We start from the raw sequence: 15,977 nt of genomic DNA, 5'->3' as shown, positions 1-15,977 counted from the left end.
TTTGTATCGGAATAGCTCATGACTGAAGCGCAAAGACATCAAATTTTGCTGGATATGCTGGCACAACTGGGCTTTGTCACCGTGGAAAATGTCGTTGAACGTTTGGGTATCTCCCCTGCAACGGCACGCCGGGATATCAATAAACTTGATGAGAGCGGCAAGCTAAAAAAAGTGCGAAACGGAGCCGAAGCCATCGCCCAGCAGCGCCCACGCTGGACGCCAATGAACCTGCATCAGGCCCAAAACCACGATGAAAAAGTTCGTATCGCGAAAGCCGCCTCCCAGTTGGTCAATCCGGGGGAAAGCGTTGTGATTAACTGCGGCTCCACTGCCTTTTTGTTGGGGCGCGAGATGTGTGGTAAACCTGTGCAGATCATCACCAACTATCTTCCGCTGGCCAATTACCTGATCGATCAGGAGCATGACAGCGTGATCATCATGGGCGGCCAGTATAATAAAACCCAGTCGATCACCCTGAGCCCCCAGGGCAGTGAAAACAGTCTCTATGCCGGACACTGGATGTTCACCAGCGGTAAAGGGCTGACCACGGATGGCCTGTACAAAACGGACATGCTCACCGCTATGGCCGAGCAAAAAATGCTGAGTGTGGTCGGCAAGCTGGTCGTATTGGTCGACAGCAGCAAAGTGGGCGAACGGGCGGGGATGCTGTTCAGTCGCGCAGATCAGATCGATATGCTTATCACCGGCAAACATGCTAACCCTGAAATCCTGAAACAGCTTGAGGCGCAGGGCGTAAGCATTATACGCGTTTAAAGGTGCTGACGAAAAAAAGAGACCGTCGCCGCCAGGGCTTCGGGCGTGATGCGATGGCGCACGCCCGTCTGCCACTCACAGGTCAGATTCCGGTCTCGTCCAGCCTGCGCCAGCGCCCGCTGCAAGCGAAACGACTCTTCTGCTGGCACGACATCATCCTCCACTCCATGCCATAACAGCAGCGGCCTGTCGGACACCTGTTCCAGCTGTTGCGAGACATCCCACTTCGCCAGTGGCGCGATAACGCTGTCGAACGTCGCCTGCTGCGCTGGCGTATCCAACGTCGAAGGGGGAAACAGCGTTTTTGCCAGACGGGTGAAGTAACCCGAGCCCATCAGGCTGGCCACGCAGCTGACTTCAGGATGCTGCGTCATGATCCCGAGTGCGGTCATACCGCCCATTGACGCTCCCGCCACGGCAAGCCTGTCATCCTGCAGCCAGTTCTCCTGGAGAATAGCCGCACGTAACGCAGTAAATTCCTGCATGTTTTGCTGCAAAATCTGCCAGAAGCGCGTCATTCGCAACGGTGCGTTACCGCTGAAACGCGCGCCGTGTTCTGCGGCGTCTGGCATAATGACCCTAAAACCGGCCTGAGCCAGCGCGACGGCAAAGTAGCTGTAAACCAGCGCTGACGACGTGAACCCGTGATAGAAAATGATACTCGGTAAAGGTGTACTGATTTTACCGGTTGGGAAAGCGTGCAGCAGGTGATGCTCCGCCAACTGACATGTTTCTATTTCAATCATTTGCGGGTCCTTTTTTGTCCGGTACGCCACAGGGCGATCCATTAAGCAGTGTTAAGTGTTCAACAACGATTCATAATGTTGAGAACTGGATTACGCTTTCACGACATTTTCATTCGAAAATCGCGCGGAAGTTAACATTTCGGGAACATTCCCCCAAAGGGAAATTAAATAGGCACTACACTATGACTATCAGTAAACGAGATAGAGTTATGCGTCGGCTTGTCCCTTTGATGCTGGTTATGTTGTTAACGGGATGCAGCGTACTTGAAGGTAAGCCGCAGCCAGCGCCACCCGTCGCCGATCATCCGCAGGAAATACGCCGCAATCAAACGCAAGGGTTGCAGCGAATGGGCACCGTCACCTCAATGGTGAGGGGGTCTCCGGATGACGCAATTGATGAGGTTAAAGCCAAAGCCGCCGCCGCGAAAGCCGATTATTACGTTATCGTCATGGTCGATGAGACGATCGTGACGGGTCAGTGGTATTCACAGGCCATTTTATATCGTAAATAAAAGATGCTGAAATTTAAGTCAGTTTCACGTTGCTTTACGCCTCTATACGTTTATCTGTGCACAATAAACCGACAGCAGGAAGCTCGAGGTTTATTACGGCGATGGAATGCCCTGCGTCTTGCGGGGAAACGTAAAATGGAGCTGACGATGAACCAATCTCTTGCCTTATCCTCACTGCTGCTTACTGCCGGGCTGATAAGCACGACGGCGCAATCTGCCGAATTTGCCAGCGCGGACTGCGTGACGGGCCTCAATGAAATTGGCCTGATTTCAGTCAGTAATATTTCAGGAAATCCACAGGACGTGGAGCGTATCGTGGCGCTTAAAGCCGATGAACAAGGCGCTTCGTGGTATCGCATTGTGCAGATGTATGAAGAACAGCAGCCTGATAACTGGCGCGTCCAGGCCATCCTTTACGCCTGATTCTGCCCTTCCTGAGCCGGGTCAGCGTTGCGCCACCCGGCTAAGAGATTACCGTACTCCTCCCGTCGCCCTCAGCAGTACTTCATCCTGAACCTGTTCCGATAAGCGTCTTCCTCCACGCGTATCCAGCATCATCTGACACCATGCCTGCGCAACCGGCGGCGACGCGTATCGCAGCATTTGCGAACCGCAGCCGAGCAGATAAATCAGTTGGGTGATGTCACGCCCCTGCGCTTCCACAGGTTTACGTAGCCGCTGTTGCAGTTGGCGAACCGCACGATCAAAATGGCGGTCCTGCCCCCTCATATCAGAAAAGGTTTCGCTCAGTATTTCATCCGCGCCGGTTTGTTTACTGACGACCCGCAGAACGTCGAGACACATTACGTTTCCTGAACCTTCCCAGATGCTGTTAACCGGCATTTCGCGGTATAGCCGCGGCAGTTCGCTATCTTCGCAATACCCCACGCCACCGAGGACTTCCATCGCTTCGGCCACAAACGGGATACCGCTTTTACAAACCGCGAATTTAGCGGCAGGGGTAAACAGACGGGCCAGCAGTTGCTCTTTTGCTTCGCTCCGGCGTTCCCACGCGCGAGCCAGACGGAACAACAGCGCGGTTTGCCCCTCAAGCTGTAGCGCCATCCGGCTGAGTACCTGACGCATCATAGGCTGTTCAATTAGCGGCTTGCCAAAAACCTGACGCTGGTGCGCGTGGTAAATCGCCACTGAGAAAGCGCGGCGCATCAACCCATGGCTACCGAGCGCGCAATCAAAGCGCGTCATGCCGCCCATCTTCAGGATATGGCGAACGCCTTCGCCCTCTTCACCCAGCAGCCAGCCAAGGGCATCCTGAAACTCCACTTCGCAACTGGCATTGGAGCGATTACCCAGTTTGTCTTTGAGACGTTCGAGCCGCACAGCGTTGCGCTTTCCGTCGGGCAAAAAACGCGGTACGAAGAAACAGGATAGCCCCCCATCCGTCTGGGCCAGCACCAGATGGGCATCGCTTTGCGGGACGGAGAAAAACCATTTGTGCCCCACCAGCCGGTACGATCCGTCTTCCAGTCGCTCCGCGCGGGTGGTATTGCTCAGCACATCGCTCCCGCCCTGTTTCTCCGTCATCCCCATACCAATGAGCAGGCCGCGTTTTTGCCCGCCAGGCAAAAGATGTGAGTCGTAGCGATCGCTCACTAACGGTGTCAACCAGTCAGAAAAGGGGGGCGGGAGCATCTGCTGTAAAAGTGGCGTGGCGGCAAAGGTCATGGTTATCGGGCATAGCGTCCCGGCTTCCACCTGCGCATGCAGGACAAAGCGCGCAGCGCGGGCGACAAACGATCCGGCGCGCGCCTCCTCCTCCCAGGGTAGGTTGTGCACGCGGTTGGTACATAGCCCCTGCATAAGCAGATGCCAGGCGGGATGAAAACGCACATCGTCCAGACGCTGCCCCTGCGGGTCATAGCGCAATAATTCCGGCGGCCAGCTGTTCGCCAGCCGTCCCAGCTCCAGAGACTCGGCGGTGCCAAGCTGTTGTCCGATGCTGGCGAGCAGTTCACCGTCCCAGCCAGCCCCTTCCCGGACAACCGCTTCGCACAGCGCGCCGTCAGACAAGAAAAGATTGCTGTTATTCAACGGTATCGGTTGGTTAAAAACGGTATGCGTTTGCCAGTGCATTGTGTCTCCCTCCTTCAATGGCCGCGACAGTAAGTATGGTCGCTGCCGGTTGAATGACGACGGAGAGAGATCACAAAAGTGGGATCACCCCGAGATGTAGTGAGGTATGAATCGTGACGTATCTTTGGTGATCAGGGTGTTATCTTCACGGATCCCCATACCGCAGGCTTCATCATCTACGATCCAACTGCCGACCAGCGTATAGCTGTCGCCGAAGCGTGGTAGCGGCTGAAACGCCTGATAGATCATGGGTTCGTCGGCATAATCACCATCGGCATGCTCCATTACCTGCTGATGGCCGTCAAAGATCGTCACGTTACCCCCCTCACGGGAGAAAATCGGCTTGCGCACACAGCTTGCCCCCGCCTGGATACAGGGCCTTTCCCCGTCAAACCAGGCCGGAAGCAAATTGGGATGCCGCGGGAAGACGCGCCACAGCAGTGGCATTAACCCCTTGTTGCTGAGGATACTTTTCCATAAAGGTTCAATCCATTGTTCTCGTCGCTTGCGTAACAATGGCCCGTTATCGTCCCGCATCATCCATTCCAGCGGATAGAGCTTAAAGGCGCGCTGAATCACGTTATCGTTGAGATCGGTTAACACGCCGCCAACACCAAGCCCCAGCTCTTCGAGATAAAGAAACCGCGTCTCCTGGCCCGCCTGCTCCGCACAGTCCTGTAAATAAAGCACCGTGGTGCGATCTTCATCGCTGTCTTCACAGCAGCAAAAATAAAATGGTTCCGGACGATAAAGCTCCGCAAACCGCGAAATCAGGCGCTCCTGTATCGCATTGTACTGATCGGCATCACGGGGAATCGCGCCGCTTCGGCGGGCATCCTCCAGCCACAGCCACTGGAAATACGCCGCCTCGTATAATGACGTTGGGGTGTCTGCGTTGTATTCAAGCAGCTTAACCGGCGCATTACCGCACCAGACAAAATCCATACGTCCGTACAGCGTAGGATCCTTGCTGCGCCAGCTTTCAGCAATCGCATCCCAGTAAAGCGGCGGGATCGCCAGTTGCTCAAGAATATGCTCATCTTTTATCGCACGATCGACGATTTCCAGGCACATCTGATGCAATTCTGCCGTCGGCTTTTCGATCTGTTCTTCAATTTGCCGAAGCGTGAAGCGGTAAGCCCGGCTTTCATCCCAGTAGATTTCGTTATCAATGATATGAAAATCGAAACCGTGATCGCAGGCGATCTGATTCAGATCCCGGCGAACCGGCACATCATGTCGCAGCATGGTTAGCCCCCCCAGCTGCCACGGGCGCTGGACGAGCGTCCGTAACCTCCACGAGACACCGTTGATACCTTTTTCGTGCTGTAGCTATGGCTGGTCGCAGAGTCTGTTTTTCGCGAGCCAGTACGCCAGGCGTAGTCGCCAGACGTCGTACGCCAGACGGGACGAGAAACGTAGGATGACCCATTGCTGCTATAAACATACGCCTCATCACGATCTTTACGGAGCGCACGGCTGAGCAAAAAGCCAGAAATGACAGGCACCCAGCTCTGGTCGATAATATCCTGATAACAGTTGCCGAACTGGGTTTCGCAGTCGCTCTTGCTCATCCTTTTTGGCAAGGTGTTATAAAATTCGGTTTTCGCGTTATTCCAGGCATCAACGCAAACGCTAATATTATTGCCGTCATCAATGCAGTTCTGCACCGTTTCGTAAAAAACGCCGTCACCATCGTTGTCGACATCGTCACTGTCACTGCACCCTTTCAAGGCGAAAAAAGCCGCGCCGCCCATGATCGCCAGCGTCAGCACTTTGCCACTGTACCGGCTGCGTTTAGGCTCGAAAGGGTTTACCGGACGGTCGATCCGGGTAATCGCTGCATGACCTAAGCCTGTTTTACGTTTTTTGTTTCCTGTTTTTTTAGCCATGATCGTCCATTACCACGTCATGCAAGCCGCATTGAAAATACCGCCCGCCAGTGCGGAGGTGCCCATAAATAGTCCCGCCGCCGTATTATGCTGAATAATTTTCTCGCTCAGCGTCGGCATATACAGCCTGACGCTAGCGTAGATGATGAGCTGAATGACCAGCGCAATGCCTCCCCAGGCAAAATAATCCGGAATGCTAACGGCGTTTATTGCCGCGCTGGATAACGGAATAACATATCCCAGCAGCGTACCGCTGAAGGCCAGCGAGGCTGCGGTGTTATTAGTTTTTATCAATCGCCATTCATTGTGCGGCGTAATTTTGGAGTAGATAAAAAGGAAAAGGATAACCATCGCCGCGCCAATAAAAAAATAGGCGCAGAAGGCCAATAATGAATCCAGAATGTGCATCACATGCTTCCCTGTAATTAACCGATAATATTCAATGAAGTCAGGGGAATATCAACGCCCAGCGCGCGTGAAAAGACCCACTCGGGCTCTCCGCGCTCGTCAAATGTCTCCTCCCCGTTCAGCAGCAAGTATTCCCAGGTGTCGTCAGTGATCTGACGCTGGTAGCCCATCGAGAAATTGTGGATATCCCATTTTGCCTGCTGTTGATTCTCCACTTTTTCCAGCATAAAGATCGGCGCGATGTTTCCCGGCTCCTCGCGGTTAAAAAATCGCTGCCAGCGCTGCGCCTGCCAGGTCAACGTCGGCGTACCAATGGCCACTGGACTGATGGCCGCACGCCAGTGCGCTTCCTGGCTTATGCCGTCACAGGTCTGGTAAACGAACAGTTTGATGTCGTCGATATCCTCGACGCCCATGCCTCCGGTGGTGTTTATCTGTAAAAACTCATCGCCGGAGGTGTAATAACGGAAAATTTGACTGCCTCCCCCCAGATCGATATGGCTGACAGCCGCAACGGTATATTCTTCACCGGGCAGTTCCACCAAAAGCGACGCCTCCAGTAGGCGGAACGCCAGCGTATCCAGCGTAAACCCGGCATTGAGGTGCAGTCCTAACGGTCCACGAACCGGCGCCTGTGGGGCTGACCTTCTCCACAGCCGTTGAAAGAACGACGTCATCTCGCTTCTCCTATCTCTTGCCAGGCGACATCGTCCGCCAGGATGCGGCTGTTGCCGACCAGGTGTAACCACATGCCACCGCGGACTTCGGTTGAAATCACCGGGTTTAGCTCCATGCCGCGACCGTTCTTGCAATGGCTGATACCGAGCACCGTCGCGTCATGATGAAGTTTCATATAGCGCATCAGCGCGCCATAGCGGAAAGGCGTAACCGCTTGCGGCACAGGCAGGGCAAAGCCGGTGTCGCCGAGCATGGGATTCATAATGGAAGCCACCGACTGTGAGGAACCGGGATCCTGGATCGAACGGGACAGCTGCTCCGCGGAGAGATTGCGCACAATTTCTATTTGCGGACAGTGTGTTTCAAGCAGTCCGGCGTAACGTTCATCTTCCAGATACACCACGATATGGCTGTTCGGCGGAACAAAGCCCGCCAGCGATAGCGCAGCGGTAAAGGTCTGCTCGTCTGTTCTGGCATAAATGATTACGCTCTGGCAGTGGCTCAGCCCCATCCGCTGATGTTCCTGTGGGTCGTTAATATTACTGACGCGCAGGAAATCCACCCAGCGGTTGCCTGACAGCGGGTGTTGCATCTCGTCCCACTCACACAGCAAAACCCGTTCAAAGGCGCGTCGGGTATCGTAAAGCAGAAGCGAGATCATCTTCTCCGTCTGATGGCCCCGCCAACCAATCACCAGCATATGTTTACGCAGATGTCGAAAATCGCCCATCCCGGTTAATCCTTTCGCTAACGTTCCTTGTACCTGCGCAATGACCTTTCCCATCAGCGCACCAAATAAGCCAACGCTTACCGGGATTTGCCAGAGGCCGGTAAACAAACGTCCTCCGGCGGTCTGCGGGCTTAAGTCACCAAAACCCAGCGTAGACCCCACCACCGAACAGTAGTAGATGAAGTCGCTCAGGCGACCGACCAGCGCCGTTTCACCCAGCAGGGTCAGAACCAGATAACAAATCAGGTACTGACTGATAAACAAACCCAATAACGCAGGCCAGGTCACCCGGGAAAGGTGCCGCTGGCAGGCCCTGACAAGCCAGGTGAACAGCATTACTCACCTTTTTGCTGTTGCAGGCGCGCTAACACATCCTGAGCTGAACTTTTATTGCTGCCGCCGATGCCCACTTCAGCCAGCCGCTCGTCCAGATCGCGCCCATCCGCCACTTTTTCCAACTGCGCCGCCGCGTCCAGCCGTGCCTGACGTTCTGCCTGGCGCGTCTGGATGCGCTTGAGTGATTCTGCCGCTGTAGAGACGTTGGAGGAGGCGCCTACGGTAGAGGTGGTGACCGCCTGCTGCGCGCGCTGCATCGCCTCCGTCGCCTTTACGACTTCCAACTGCTGCTCAAATTGTGAAATGCGCTGACCGGTGGCTGTTACGGCTCTCTCTACGCCGTCCCGCGACGCTTCAAGGTTAGCAAGTACTTGCTCTTCTGCCGTAATGAGGTTTTCCAGGCGCGCTATTTCTTCTGCGACCTCATTGATTAACGCGGCGTCAACCTTTTTATTCAGCGCTTCCAGCGCCCGCTTCTCGAGGCTGGCTTTACGCTCGCGCAAATCATAAAGTTTGTCGTTGCTGAGTTTCACCCGGGCGAGCAGTTCGACACGCGACTGATTCGCTTTATTAAGTTCAGTTTTAGCGTCGCGAATATGCTGCTCCAGCATTCTTACGCCCTGCGCTTCTTCAATTGAAGCTTCCGCCTGGGAGATCATTGATTTACCCAGCGTAAATAAACTTTTTAAAATACCCATCATTTTCTCCCTGATGATTACTGCGCGTACTCTTCCGTGACTTCTGCGAGATCTAACGCATTTTCGACCAGCGTGGTAATTTCAAGAACAACATCGTTCAACGAGGAATATAGCGATAGCGCGCCAAACACCACGTAGTACTCTTCATTTTGAATGCCCGAAATGCCAACCGATGAGAGCGGCAACATTTTCTGGTGACGGAGCAGGAAAAGATTAAATTCAGGCTGATTATGAATCGCCGTCACCGGACACACACGTGTTTCAATAATTATCTGTCGTGAGGTAAATAACACCGAGAGCAGCAGGTCGCCATAATCATTCATTTTAATGATTAAGGCTTTTTCATTATTTGTGATTTCTATATTTAAAGCGACATTATTCTGTAGCGCATCAGCAAGCGCCAGCGGAGTCCATGGCATATAACATTTCCCATTGAGTCATAATCCATTTTAGTCGGTTATAGTAATCGCAATAAATAAAAAAAAGCCATCCGAAAACGGATGGCTTTTACTTAAAAAGAGATTTAGCTGCGCTGACGCACCGCTTCGAAAAGGCAAATCCCAGTCGCCACGGAGACGTTCAGCGATGACACGCTGCCTGCCATTGGAATGCTGATAAGTTCGTCGCAGTGCTCACGGGTCAGACGGCGCATACCTTCACCTTCCGCGCCCATCACCAACGCCATGCGGCCGGTCATTTTGCTCTGGTAAAGCGTATGGTCGGCCTCACCTGCCGTTCCCACAATCCAGATGTTCTCTTCCTGCAACATACGCATGGTACGCGCCAGGTTAGTGACGCGGATTAACGGAACGCTTTCGGCAGCGCCACAGGCGACTTTTTTCGCCGTCGCGTTCAGTTGCGCCGAGCGATCCTTCGGCACAATCACCGCATGTACGCCAGCGGCGTCTGCGCTACGCAGACAGGCGCCGAGGTTGTGCGGATCGGTGACGCCGTCAAGGATCAGCAGGAACGGTTGATCGTGTGAAGCGATCAAATCCGGCAGATCGTTCTCCTGATACTGACGCCCCGGCTTCACCCGGGCGATAATCCCCTGATGTACCGCACCCTCGCTTTTTTCATCCAGAAACTGGCGGTTCGCCACCTGGATGACCACGCCCTGCGCTTCCAGCGCGTGGATCAGCGGCAACAGACGCTTATCTTCACGACCTTTAAGAATAAAGACATCCTGAAAACGCTCAGGAGCACGCTCAAGCAGGGCCTGCACCGCATGGATGCCGTAAATCATTTCACTCATGAAAGTACTCATTAAGGTTGTTTTCGCCGGGTCAGGTTAGCGGCCCGGCGGCAGTTTTTCGCAATTATTCGGCGGCGTTTTTCTTCGCCGCGCGTTTAGCTTTAGTGGCGGCGGCGATTTTCAGCGTTTTTGCCGAAGGCTTTTTCGCTTTTTTATCGCCTTTTTTCGTCGTTGACGGCCTGGCCTTCGTCTTCTTCTCACCGCGGAATGCGCTGTCTGGCTCAAAGTTCACTTTTTTGCCGACCTGCCGACGACGGCTGGTTTTTTTCCCGGCATCGCCTTTCTTCGCTTTCTCACGCGCTGTCTTGCCAACGTTGCGCGGCGCGCGTTCGCTGGAGATCAGGCTAAAGTCGATCTTACGCTCATCCATATTGACCGCTTCGACGCGCACTTCCACGCGATCGCCCAGACGGTAAGTCTGGCCGCTGGATTCGCCGGTCAGACGCTGCCCGACCTGATCGTAACGATAGTAGTCGTTTTCCAGCGAGGAGACGTGTACCAGACCATCAATAAACAGTTCATCCAGACGCACAAAGAAGCCAAAGCCAGTGACGCTGGCAATCACGCCTTTAAAGACGTTACCCACCTGATCGAGCATAAAGTCGCACTTCAGCCAGTCGGCCACGTCGCGCGTCGCTTCGTCGGCGCGGCGTTCAGCCATCGAACAATGCTGGCCCAACTGGAGCATCTCTTCCATCGAATAATGGTAGCCGCCGGTTTCAGTGGTGTTACCTTTATGCCCCTGCTCTTTCGCCAACAGATATTTGATGGCGCGGTGCAGCGAGAGATCCGGATAACGGCGGATCGGCGAAGTAAAGTGGGCATAAGATTGCAGCGCCAGACCAAAGTGACCACGGTTTTCCGGATCGTAGATTGCCTGTTTCATTGAACGCAGCAGCATGGTTTGCAGCATTTCCGCGTCCGGACGATCGGCAACGGATTCCAGCAGTTCCGCATAGTCGCGCGGTTCAGGTTTGTTTCCGCCCGGCAGTTCGAGTCCCAACTCCGCCAACACGGAACGGAAAGAGGTGATCGCCTCTGTGGTTGGCTTGTCGTGGATGCGGAACAGCGCAGGCTCTTTGGCTTTCTCAACGAACCGCGCCGCAGAGATGTTCGCCAGAATCATGCACTCTTCAATCAGCTTATGGGCGTCGTTACGCTGGGTTTGCTCGATTCGTTCAATACGACGTTCAGCGTTAAAAATAAACTTCGCTTCTTCGCTTTCAAACGAGATACCGCCACGTTCTTCACGCGCTTTCTCCAGCACCTTGTACAGATTGTGCAGTTCTTCGATATGCTTCACCAACGGTGCGTACTGCTCGCGCAGGTCCTGATCGCCTTGCAGCATATGCCAGACCTTGGTGTAGGTCAGACGCGCATGAGAGCTCATCACCGCTTCGTAGAATTTGTAACCGGTCAGACGGCCTTTATTCGAGATGGTCATTTCGCAGACCATGCACAGGCGGTCCACCTGCGGGTTCAAAGAACACAGGCCGTTGGAAAGCACTTCCGGCAGCATTGGCACAACCTGCGACGGGAAGTAAACGGAGGTGCCGCGGTTGCGCGCTTCCTGGTCGAGCGGCGTTGGCGGACGCACGTAATAGCTCACGTCGGCAATCGCCACCCACAAACGCCAGCCGCCGCCGCGCTTCTTCTCGCAATAAACCGCATCATCAAAATCGCGGGCATCTTCGCCATCAATGGTCACCAGCGGCAGAGAACGCAGGTCAACGCGCCCTGCTTTCGCCGCTTCCGGAACCTCTTCTTTCAGCCCGGCAACCTGCTTTTCGACTGCCTGTGGCCAGATATAGGGGATTTCATGGGTGCGCAGCGCCATATCAACCGCCATGCCGGTGCCCATGTTGTCGCCCAGCACTTCGACGATTTTACCCACCGCTTTGGTGCGACGCGTCGGACGCTGAGTGAGTTCAACCACCACCACAAAGCCCATGCGCGCGCCCATGATCTCTTCCGGCGGAATAAGGATGTCAAAACTCAGGCGGCTGTCGTCAGGGACGACAAAACCCACGCCCGCTTCGGTAAAGTAGCGGCCCACAATTTGGCTGGTTTTCGGCACCAGCACGCGCACGATACGCGCTTCACGGCGGCCTTTACGATCCGCGCCCAGCGGCTGCGCCAGCACCTGATCGCCATGAATGCAGGTTTTCATCTGCTCGCTGGAGAGGTACAGATCGTCTTTACGCCCTTCGACGCGCAGAAAGCCGTAACCATCACGGTGGCCGATAACGGTACCTTTCAACAGGTCAAGACGTTCCGGCAGCGCATAGCACTGGCGGCGGGTGAAGACCAACTGGCCGTCACGCTCCATTGCGCGAAGGCGACGACGCAGGGCTTCCTGCTGCTCTTCGCCTTCAATATTCAGTTCTGCGGCCAGCTCGTCACGGTTGGCCGGTTTTTCACGTTTTGTTAAGTGTTCGAGGATAAATTCCCGGCTCGGGATAGGGTTCGCGTACTTTTCAGCTTCGCGTTCCTGGAAAGGATCTTGTGACATTGAGGTTCCTCCATTGTCAGCTCCGGTGGAGATTTTCGTCACTCCACCAGCAATAATTTATAAAGCGGTTGATTTTCTTCAACCAAATCGGCAAGCGTGTAGTTGTCCAGTTCCGTCAGAAAACATTGCACGGCCTTAGAAAGCGCCTGTTTGAGTCGACAGGCAGGGGTGATATGGCAAAACTCGCTGCTACAGTTCACCAGCGACAACGGTTCGAGTTCACGCACGACGTCGCCGATACGGATAGTATTCGCGGCTTTGCCCAGGCGTATCCCGCCGTTTTTTCCCCGGATAGCAGTAATGAAGCCCGCCCGGCTAAGTTGATTGATTATTTTGACCATATGATTACGGGACACGCCGTAGACTTCTGTCACCTCAGAAATACTGGTCATGCGTCCTTCCGGTAGCGACGCCATATAGATTAGCGCACGTAATCCGTAATCGGTGAAACTCGTTAACTGCACATCAACCTCAAGGAAAAGGGGAAAACGGGATACAACTCATTTATTGATGATAAACCAGCCACTCGCCAGGTCGCTAATTTATTTCAGTTTGGGAAGGAAAAAAGCGAGGATATTGCATTGTACATAGCCGGATGGCGGCGAAAATGCCTTATCCGGCTTACAAGGCCCGGTCAGCAAAGCGCTACCGGGCATTATACCTTAATTATGCGTCGTACGGGTCACGCAGAATCATGGTCTCAGTACGGTCCGGGCCGGTAGAGATGATATCAATCGGCACACCGGTCAGTTCTTCAATACGCTTAATGTAATTGAGCGCCGCCTGCGGCAGACCGCTACGTTCTTTCACGCCAAAGGTGGATTCAGACCAACCCGGCATGGTTTCGTAGATCGGCTCGATACCTTCCCAGTCGTCAGCCGCCAGCGGCGTCGTCGTCACTTCACGGCCATCCGGCATACGGTAAGCAACGCAGATTTTCACTTCTTTCAAACCGTCCAGTACGTCCAGTTTGGTCAGGCAGAAGCCGGACAGTGAGTTGATCTGCACCGCACGGCGCACGGCGACGGAGTCCAGCCAGCCGGTACGACGGCGACGTCCGGTGGTGGCGCCATATTCGTTACCCTGCTTGCAGAGGAACTCGCCGGTTTCATCAAACAGCTCAGTCGGGAACGGACCCGCCCCCACGCGCGTGGAGTAAGCTTTGATGATACCCAGAACGTAATCCACATAACGTGGGCCCAGGCCAGAGCCGGTCGCCACGCCACCCGCGGTGGTGTTAGAGGACGTTACGTACGGATAAGTACCGTGGTCGATATCCAGCAGCGTACCCTGCGCGCCTTCGAACATGACGAAATCGCCACGCTTGCGCGCCTGGTCCAGCAGATCGGAAACATCGACAACCATAGAGGTCAGGATGTCGGCAATCGCCATCACATCATCCAGCACTTTCTGGTAGTCAACGGCTTCGACTTTGTAGAAGTTCACCAGCTGGAAGTTGTGATATTCCATCACTTCTTTCAGTTTTTCAGCGAAGGTAGCTTTGTCGAACAGGTCGCCGACGCGCAGACCGCGACGAGCCACTTTGTCTTCATAAGCCGGTCCGATACCACGACCGGTCGTCCCGATCGCTTTCGCGCCACGCGCTTTCTCACGCGCATTATCCAGCGCTACGTGGTAATCGAGGATCAGCGGACACGCTTCAGACAGGAGCAGACGCTCACGGACAGGGATGCCACGGTCTTCCAGACCTTTCATCTCTTTCATCAGCGCAGCAGGAGACAGAACAACACCGTTACCGATGATGCTGGTTACGTTCTCACGAAGAATGCCTGATGGAATAAGATGGAGGACGGTTTTTTCACCGTTGATTACGAGAGTATGGCCTGCGTTGTGTCCACCCTGGTAGCGCACAACATATTTAGCCCGTTCAGTCAGAAGATCGACGATCTTTCCTTTACCTTCGTCACCCCATTGGGTGCCCAGTACGACGACGTTGTTACCCATTTTTCAAAATCACCGTTTGCTTAAAAATGGATTCTACCATCGCTTTTTCAGATATACAGCACTTTTTGCATGCAAAAATCAGCTAAATTCGCCGCTTTTTTGATCAGCCAATCGTTTTCCTCAACATGTAGTAGACCACAACGCCCGCAACCACAAGTCCGCCGCCAAAACGACGTAACGTATTTTCCGGCAGTTGCGTCATTGCGGAAATCATCTTCTTCCACGCGCGCGGATAGAGCATCGGGCCTAAACCTTCCAGCACCAACACCAGGGCAAGCGCCAGCCAGATTGTTTCGTTCATTTCTGCTCCTTATAAAAGAAAACCACCGCTTCCGGAGAGAGCGGTGGTTTGAAAACTCAAACGCGTTGAGTTTATCGCGTTGCGGTATTCGGTGTCTTCATGTAGCGGAAGAAATCGCTGTCCGGGCTCATGACCATGACGTCCTGATTTCCTTCGAAGCTCTTCTCGTAAGCGCGCAGGCTACGAATAAAGGCATAGAAGTCAGGATCCTGGCTGAACGCGTCGGCAAACAGTTTCGCCGCTTCGGCGTCGCCTTCACCGCGCAGGATACGCCCCTGACGCTCAGCTTCCGCCAGCGTTTTGGTCACTTCGTAGTCGGCAGCCGCGCGCAATTTTTCCGCTTCTTCCTGACCCTGTGAACGATGACGACGGGCGACCGCTTCACGCTCAGCGCGCATACGGTTGTAGATCGCTTCGGACACTTCGGTCGGCAGGTTGATCTGCTTGATACGCACGTCCACCACTTCGATACCTAACGCAGCCATACTGTTCGGGTTGATCACCGGCACATTGCCGTTGGTTTCAGCCTGAACGCGCTCTGCGGCTTCAGCAATGGCGTTATCCGCCGCTGGCGTCGCCACTTCGTCTTCCGTTCCCGCAGAACCGGAGTTCAGCGCGTCACGGACTTCCAGAGTCAGACGACCACGGGAATCGGTCACGATGTCTTTCACATCCAGACGACCAATCTCAGAACGCAGACGGTCAGAGAACTTACGTTTCAACAGCACTTCCGCCTGCGACACATCGCCGCCGCCCGTTGCCAGGAAGTAACGGCTGAAGTCGCTGATACGCCATTTGATGTATGAGTCGACGATCAGGTCTTTCTTCTCTTTCGTGACGAAACGATCGGCCTGGTTATCCATCGTCTGGATACGCGCATCCAGCATTTTCACCGACTGAATAAACGGCACCTTGAAGTGCAGCCCCGGTTCATAGATCAACGGTTTCTTATCGTCATCACGCACGACGCTGCTGAACTGGAACTTAATGCCACGCTCGCCTTCTTTCACTACAAAGACTGAGGTATAGAGCACTACCAGCACGATGATGACAATCGCAATAACTGACTTACGCAT

The 15,977-nt window shown here is 54.2% G+C and carries 18 protein-coding genes; 3 read left to right on the top strand and 15 right to left on the bottom strand.

All coding sequences use genetic code 11. The features are described 5' to 3' along the window. Window positions 1-18: 18 nt before the first annotated feature. The gene (ulaR, locus tag OGY07_RS14630) at window positions 19-774 is read left to right on the top strand and encodes an HTH-type transcriptional regulator UlaR (RefSeq protein ID WP_042289553.1); all 756 of its coding nucleotides are present in this window, start codon (window positions 19-21) and stop codon (window positions 772-774) included. Here ulaR and yjfP read toward each other — a convergent pair. Continuing rightward, on the bottom strand, window positions 771-1,520 hold the full coding sequence (yjfP, locus tag OGY07_RS14625; protein ID WP_286601382.1) for an esterase: 750 nt from the start codon (window positions 1,518-1,520) through the stop codon (window positions 771-773). The genes ulaR and yjfP overlap by 4 nt on opposite strands. Before the next feature lie 182 nt (window positions 1,521-1,702). On the opposite strand from yjfP, the gene bsmA reads away from it, so the two are divergent. Further along, entirely contained in the window at window positions 1,703-2,032 is a 330-nt protein-coding gene (gene bsmA, locus OGY07_RS14620; protein ID WP_042289558.1) for a biofilm peroxide resistance protein BsmA, read from the top strand. Window positions 2,033-2,179: 147 nt separating this feature from the next. Next, a complete protein-coding gene (yjfN, locus tag OGY07_RS14615; protein ID WP_072197155.1) occupies window positions 2,180-2,455 on the top strand; it encodes a DUF1471 family protease activator YjfN in 276 nt (91 codons plus the stop codon). A 48-nt stretch (window positions 2,456-2,503) separates the two neighbouring features. On the opposite strand, the gene OGY07_RS14610 is transcribed toward yjfN, so the two are convergent. The 14 genes from OGY07_RS14610 to hflC all read right to left on the bottom strand — a co-directional run bounded on the left by OGY07_RS14610 (window position 2,504) and on the right by hflC (window position 15,977). Then, window positions 2,504-4,126 (bottom strand): isovaleryl-CoA dehydrogenase, encoded by a 1,623-nt coding sequence (locus tag OGY07_RS14610; RefSeq protein ID WP_286601380.1) that lies wholly within the window; start codon window positions 4,124-4,126, stop codon window positions 2,504-2,506. 84 nt (window positions 4,127-4,210) lie between these two features. Then, window positions 4,211-5,374: a glutathionylspermidine synthase family protein gene (locus OGY07_RS14605; RefSeq protein WP_286601378.1), complete on the bottom strand. Its 1,164-nt coding sequence runs from the start codon at window positions 5,372-5,374 to the stop codon at window positions 4,211-4,213. Between the two features lie 2 nt (window positions 5,375-5,376). Continuing rightward, the gene (locus OGY07_RS14600) at window positions 5,377-6,018 is read right to left on the bottom strand and encodes a DUF1190 domain-containing protein (RefSeq protein WP_060570938.1); all 642 of its coding nucleotides are present in this window, start codon (window positions 6,016-6,018) and stop codon (window positions 5,377-5,379) included. A gap of 9 nt (window positions 6,019-6,027) precedes the next feature. Beyond that, window positions 6,028-6,426 (bottom strand): DUF350 domain-containing protein, encoded by a 399-nt coding sequence (locus OGY07_RS14595; protein WP_042289568.1) that lies wholly within the window; start codon window positions 6,424-6,426, stop codon window positions 6,028-6,030. A 17-nt stretch (window positions 6,427-6,443) separates the two neighbouring features. Continuing rightward, the gene (locus OGY07_RS14590) at window positions 6,444-7,127 is read right to left on the bottom strand and encodes a YjfK family protein (protein ID WP_286601880.1); all 684 of its coding nucleotides are present in this window, start codon (window positions 7,125-7,127) and stop codon (window positions 6,444-6,446) included. Continuing rightward, window positions 7,100-8,170: a potassium channel family protein gene (locus OGY07_RS14585; RefSeq protein WP_269677427.1), complete on the bottom strand. Its 1,071-nt coding sequence runs from the start codon at window positions 8,168-8,170 to the stop codon at window positions 7,100-7,102. Before OGY07_RS14585 ends, OGY07_RS14590 begins: the two co-directional genes overlap by 28 nt. Then, complete coding sequence (locus OGY07_RS14580; RefSeq protein WP_181823298.1) at window positions 8,170-8,868, bottom strand: PspA/IM30 family protein; 699 nt, start codon at window positions 8,866-8,868, stop codon at window positions 8,170-8,172. The genes OGY07_RS14585 and OGY07_RS14580 overlap by 1 nt, the downstream gene beginning before the upstream one ends. Window positions 8,869-8,885: 17 nt before the next feature. Next, window positions 8,886-9,287, bottom strand: a complete 402-nt coding sequence (locus tag OGY07_RS14575) for a YjfI family protein (protein ID WP_286601374.1) — start codon at window positions 9,285-9,287, stop codon at window positions 8,886-8,888. 104 nt (window positions 9,288-9,391) lie between these two features. Beyond that, window positions 9,392-10,123: a 23S rRNA (guanosine(2251)-2'-O)-methyltransferase RlmB gene (gene rlmB / locus OGY07_RS14570; RefSeq protein WP_042289578.1), complete on the bottom strand. Its 732-nt coding sequence runs from the start codon at window positions 10,121-10,123 to the stop codon at window positions 9,392-9,394. 64 nt (window positions 10,124-10,187) lie between these two features. Further along, entirely contained in the window at window positions 10,188-12,635 is a 2,448-nt protein-coding gene (gene rnr, locus OGY07_RS14565) for a ribonuclease R (RefSeq protein WP_248316242.1), read from the bottom strand. A gap of 38 nt (window positions 12,636-12,673) precedes the next feature. Further along, on the bottom strand, window positions 12,674-13,099 hold the full coding sequence (gene nsrR, locus OGY07_RS14560) for a nitric oxide-sensing transcriptional repressor NsrR (protein WP_042289582.1): 426 nt from the start codon (window positions 13,097-13,099) through the stop codon (window positions 12,674-12,676). 202 nt (window positions 13,100-13,301) lie between these two features. Next, window positions 13,302-14,600, bottom strand: a complete 1,299-nt coding sequence (gene purA, locus OGY07_RS14555; RefSeq protein WP_042289586.1) for an adenylosuccinate synthase — start codon at window positions 14,598-14,600, stop codon at window positions 13,302-13,304. A gap of 103 nt (window positions 14,601-14,703) precedes the next feature. Continuing rightward, window positions 14,704-14,901: a DUF2065 domain-containing protein gene (locus tag OGY07_RS14550; RefSeq protein ID WP_042289588.1), complete on the bottom strand. Its 198-nt coding sequence runs from the start codon at window positions 14,899-14,901 to the stop codon at window positions 14,704-14,706. A gap of 71 nt (window positions 14,902-14,972) precedes the next feature. After that, complete coding sequence (gene hflC, locus OGY07_RS14545; protein ID WP_042289590.1) at window positions 14,973-15,977, bottom strand: protease modulator HflC; 1,005 nt, start codon at window positions 15,975-15,977, stop codon at window positions 14,973-14,975.

The sequence above is a fragment of the Citrobacter sp. Cs237 genome (assembly GCF_030332325.1).
Classification (GTDB): Bacteria; Pseudomonadota; Gammaproteobacteria; order Enterobacterales; family Enterobacteriaceae; genus Citrobacter_A; species Citrobacter_A sedlakii.
This window is presented reverse-complemented; position numbering and strand designations above follow the sequence as displayed.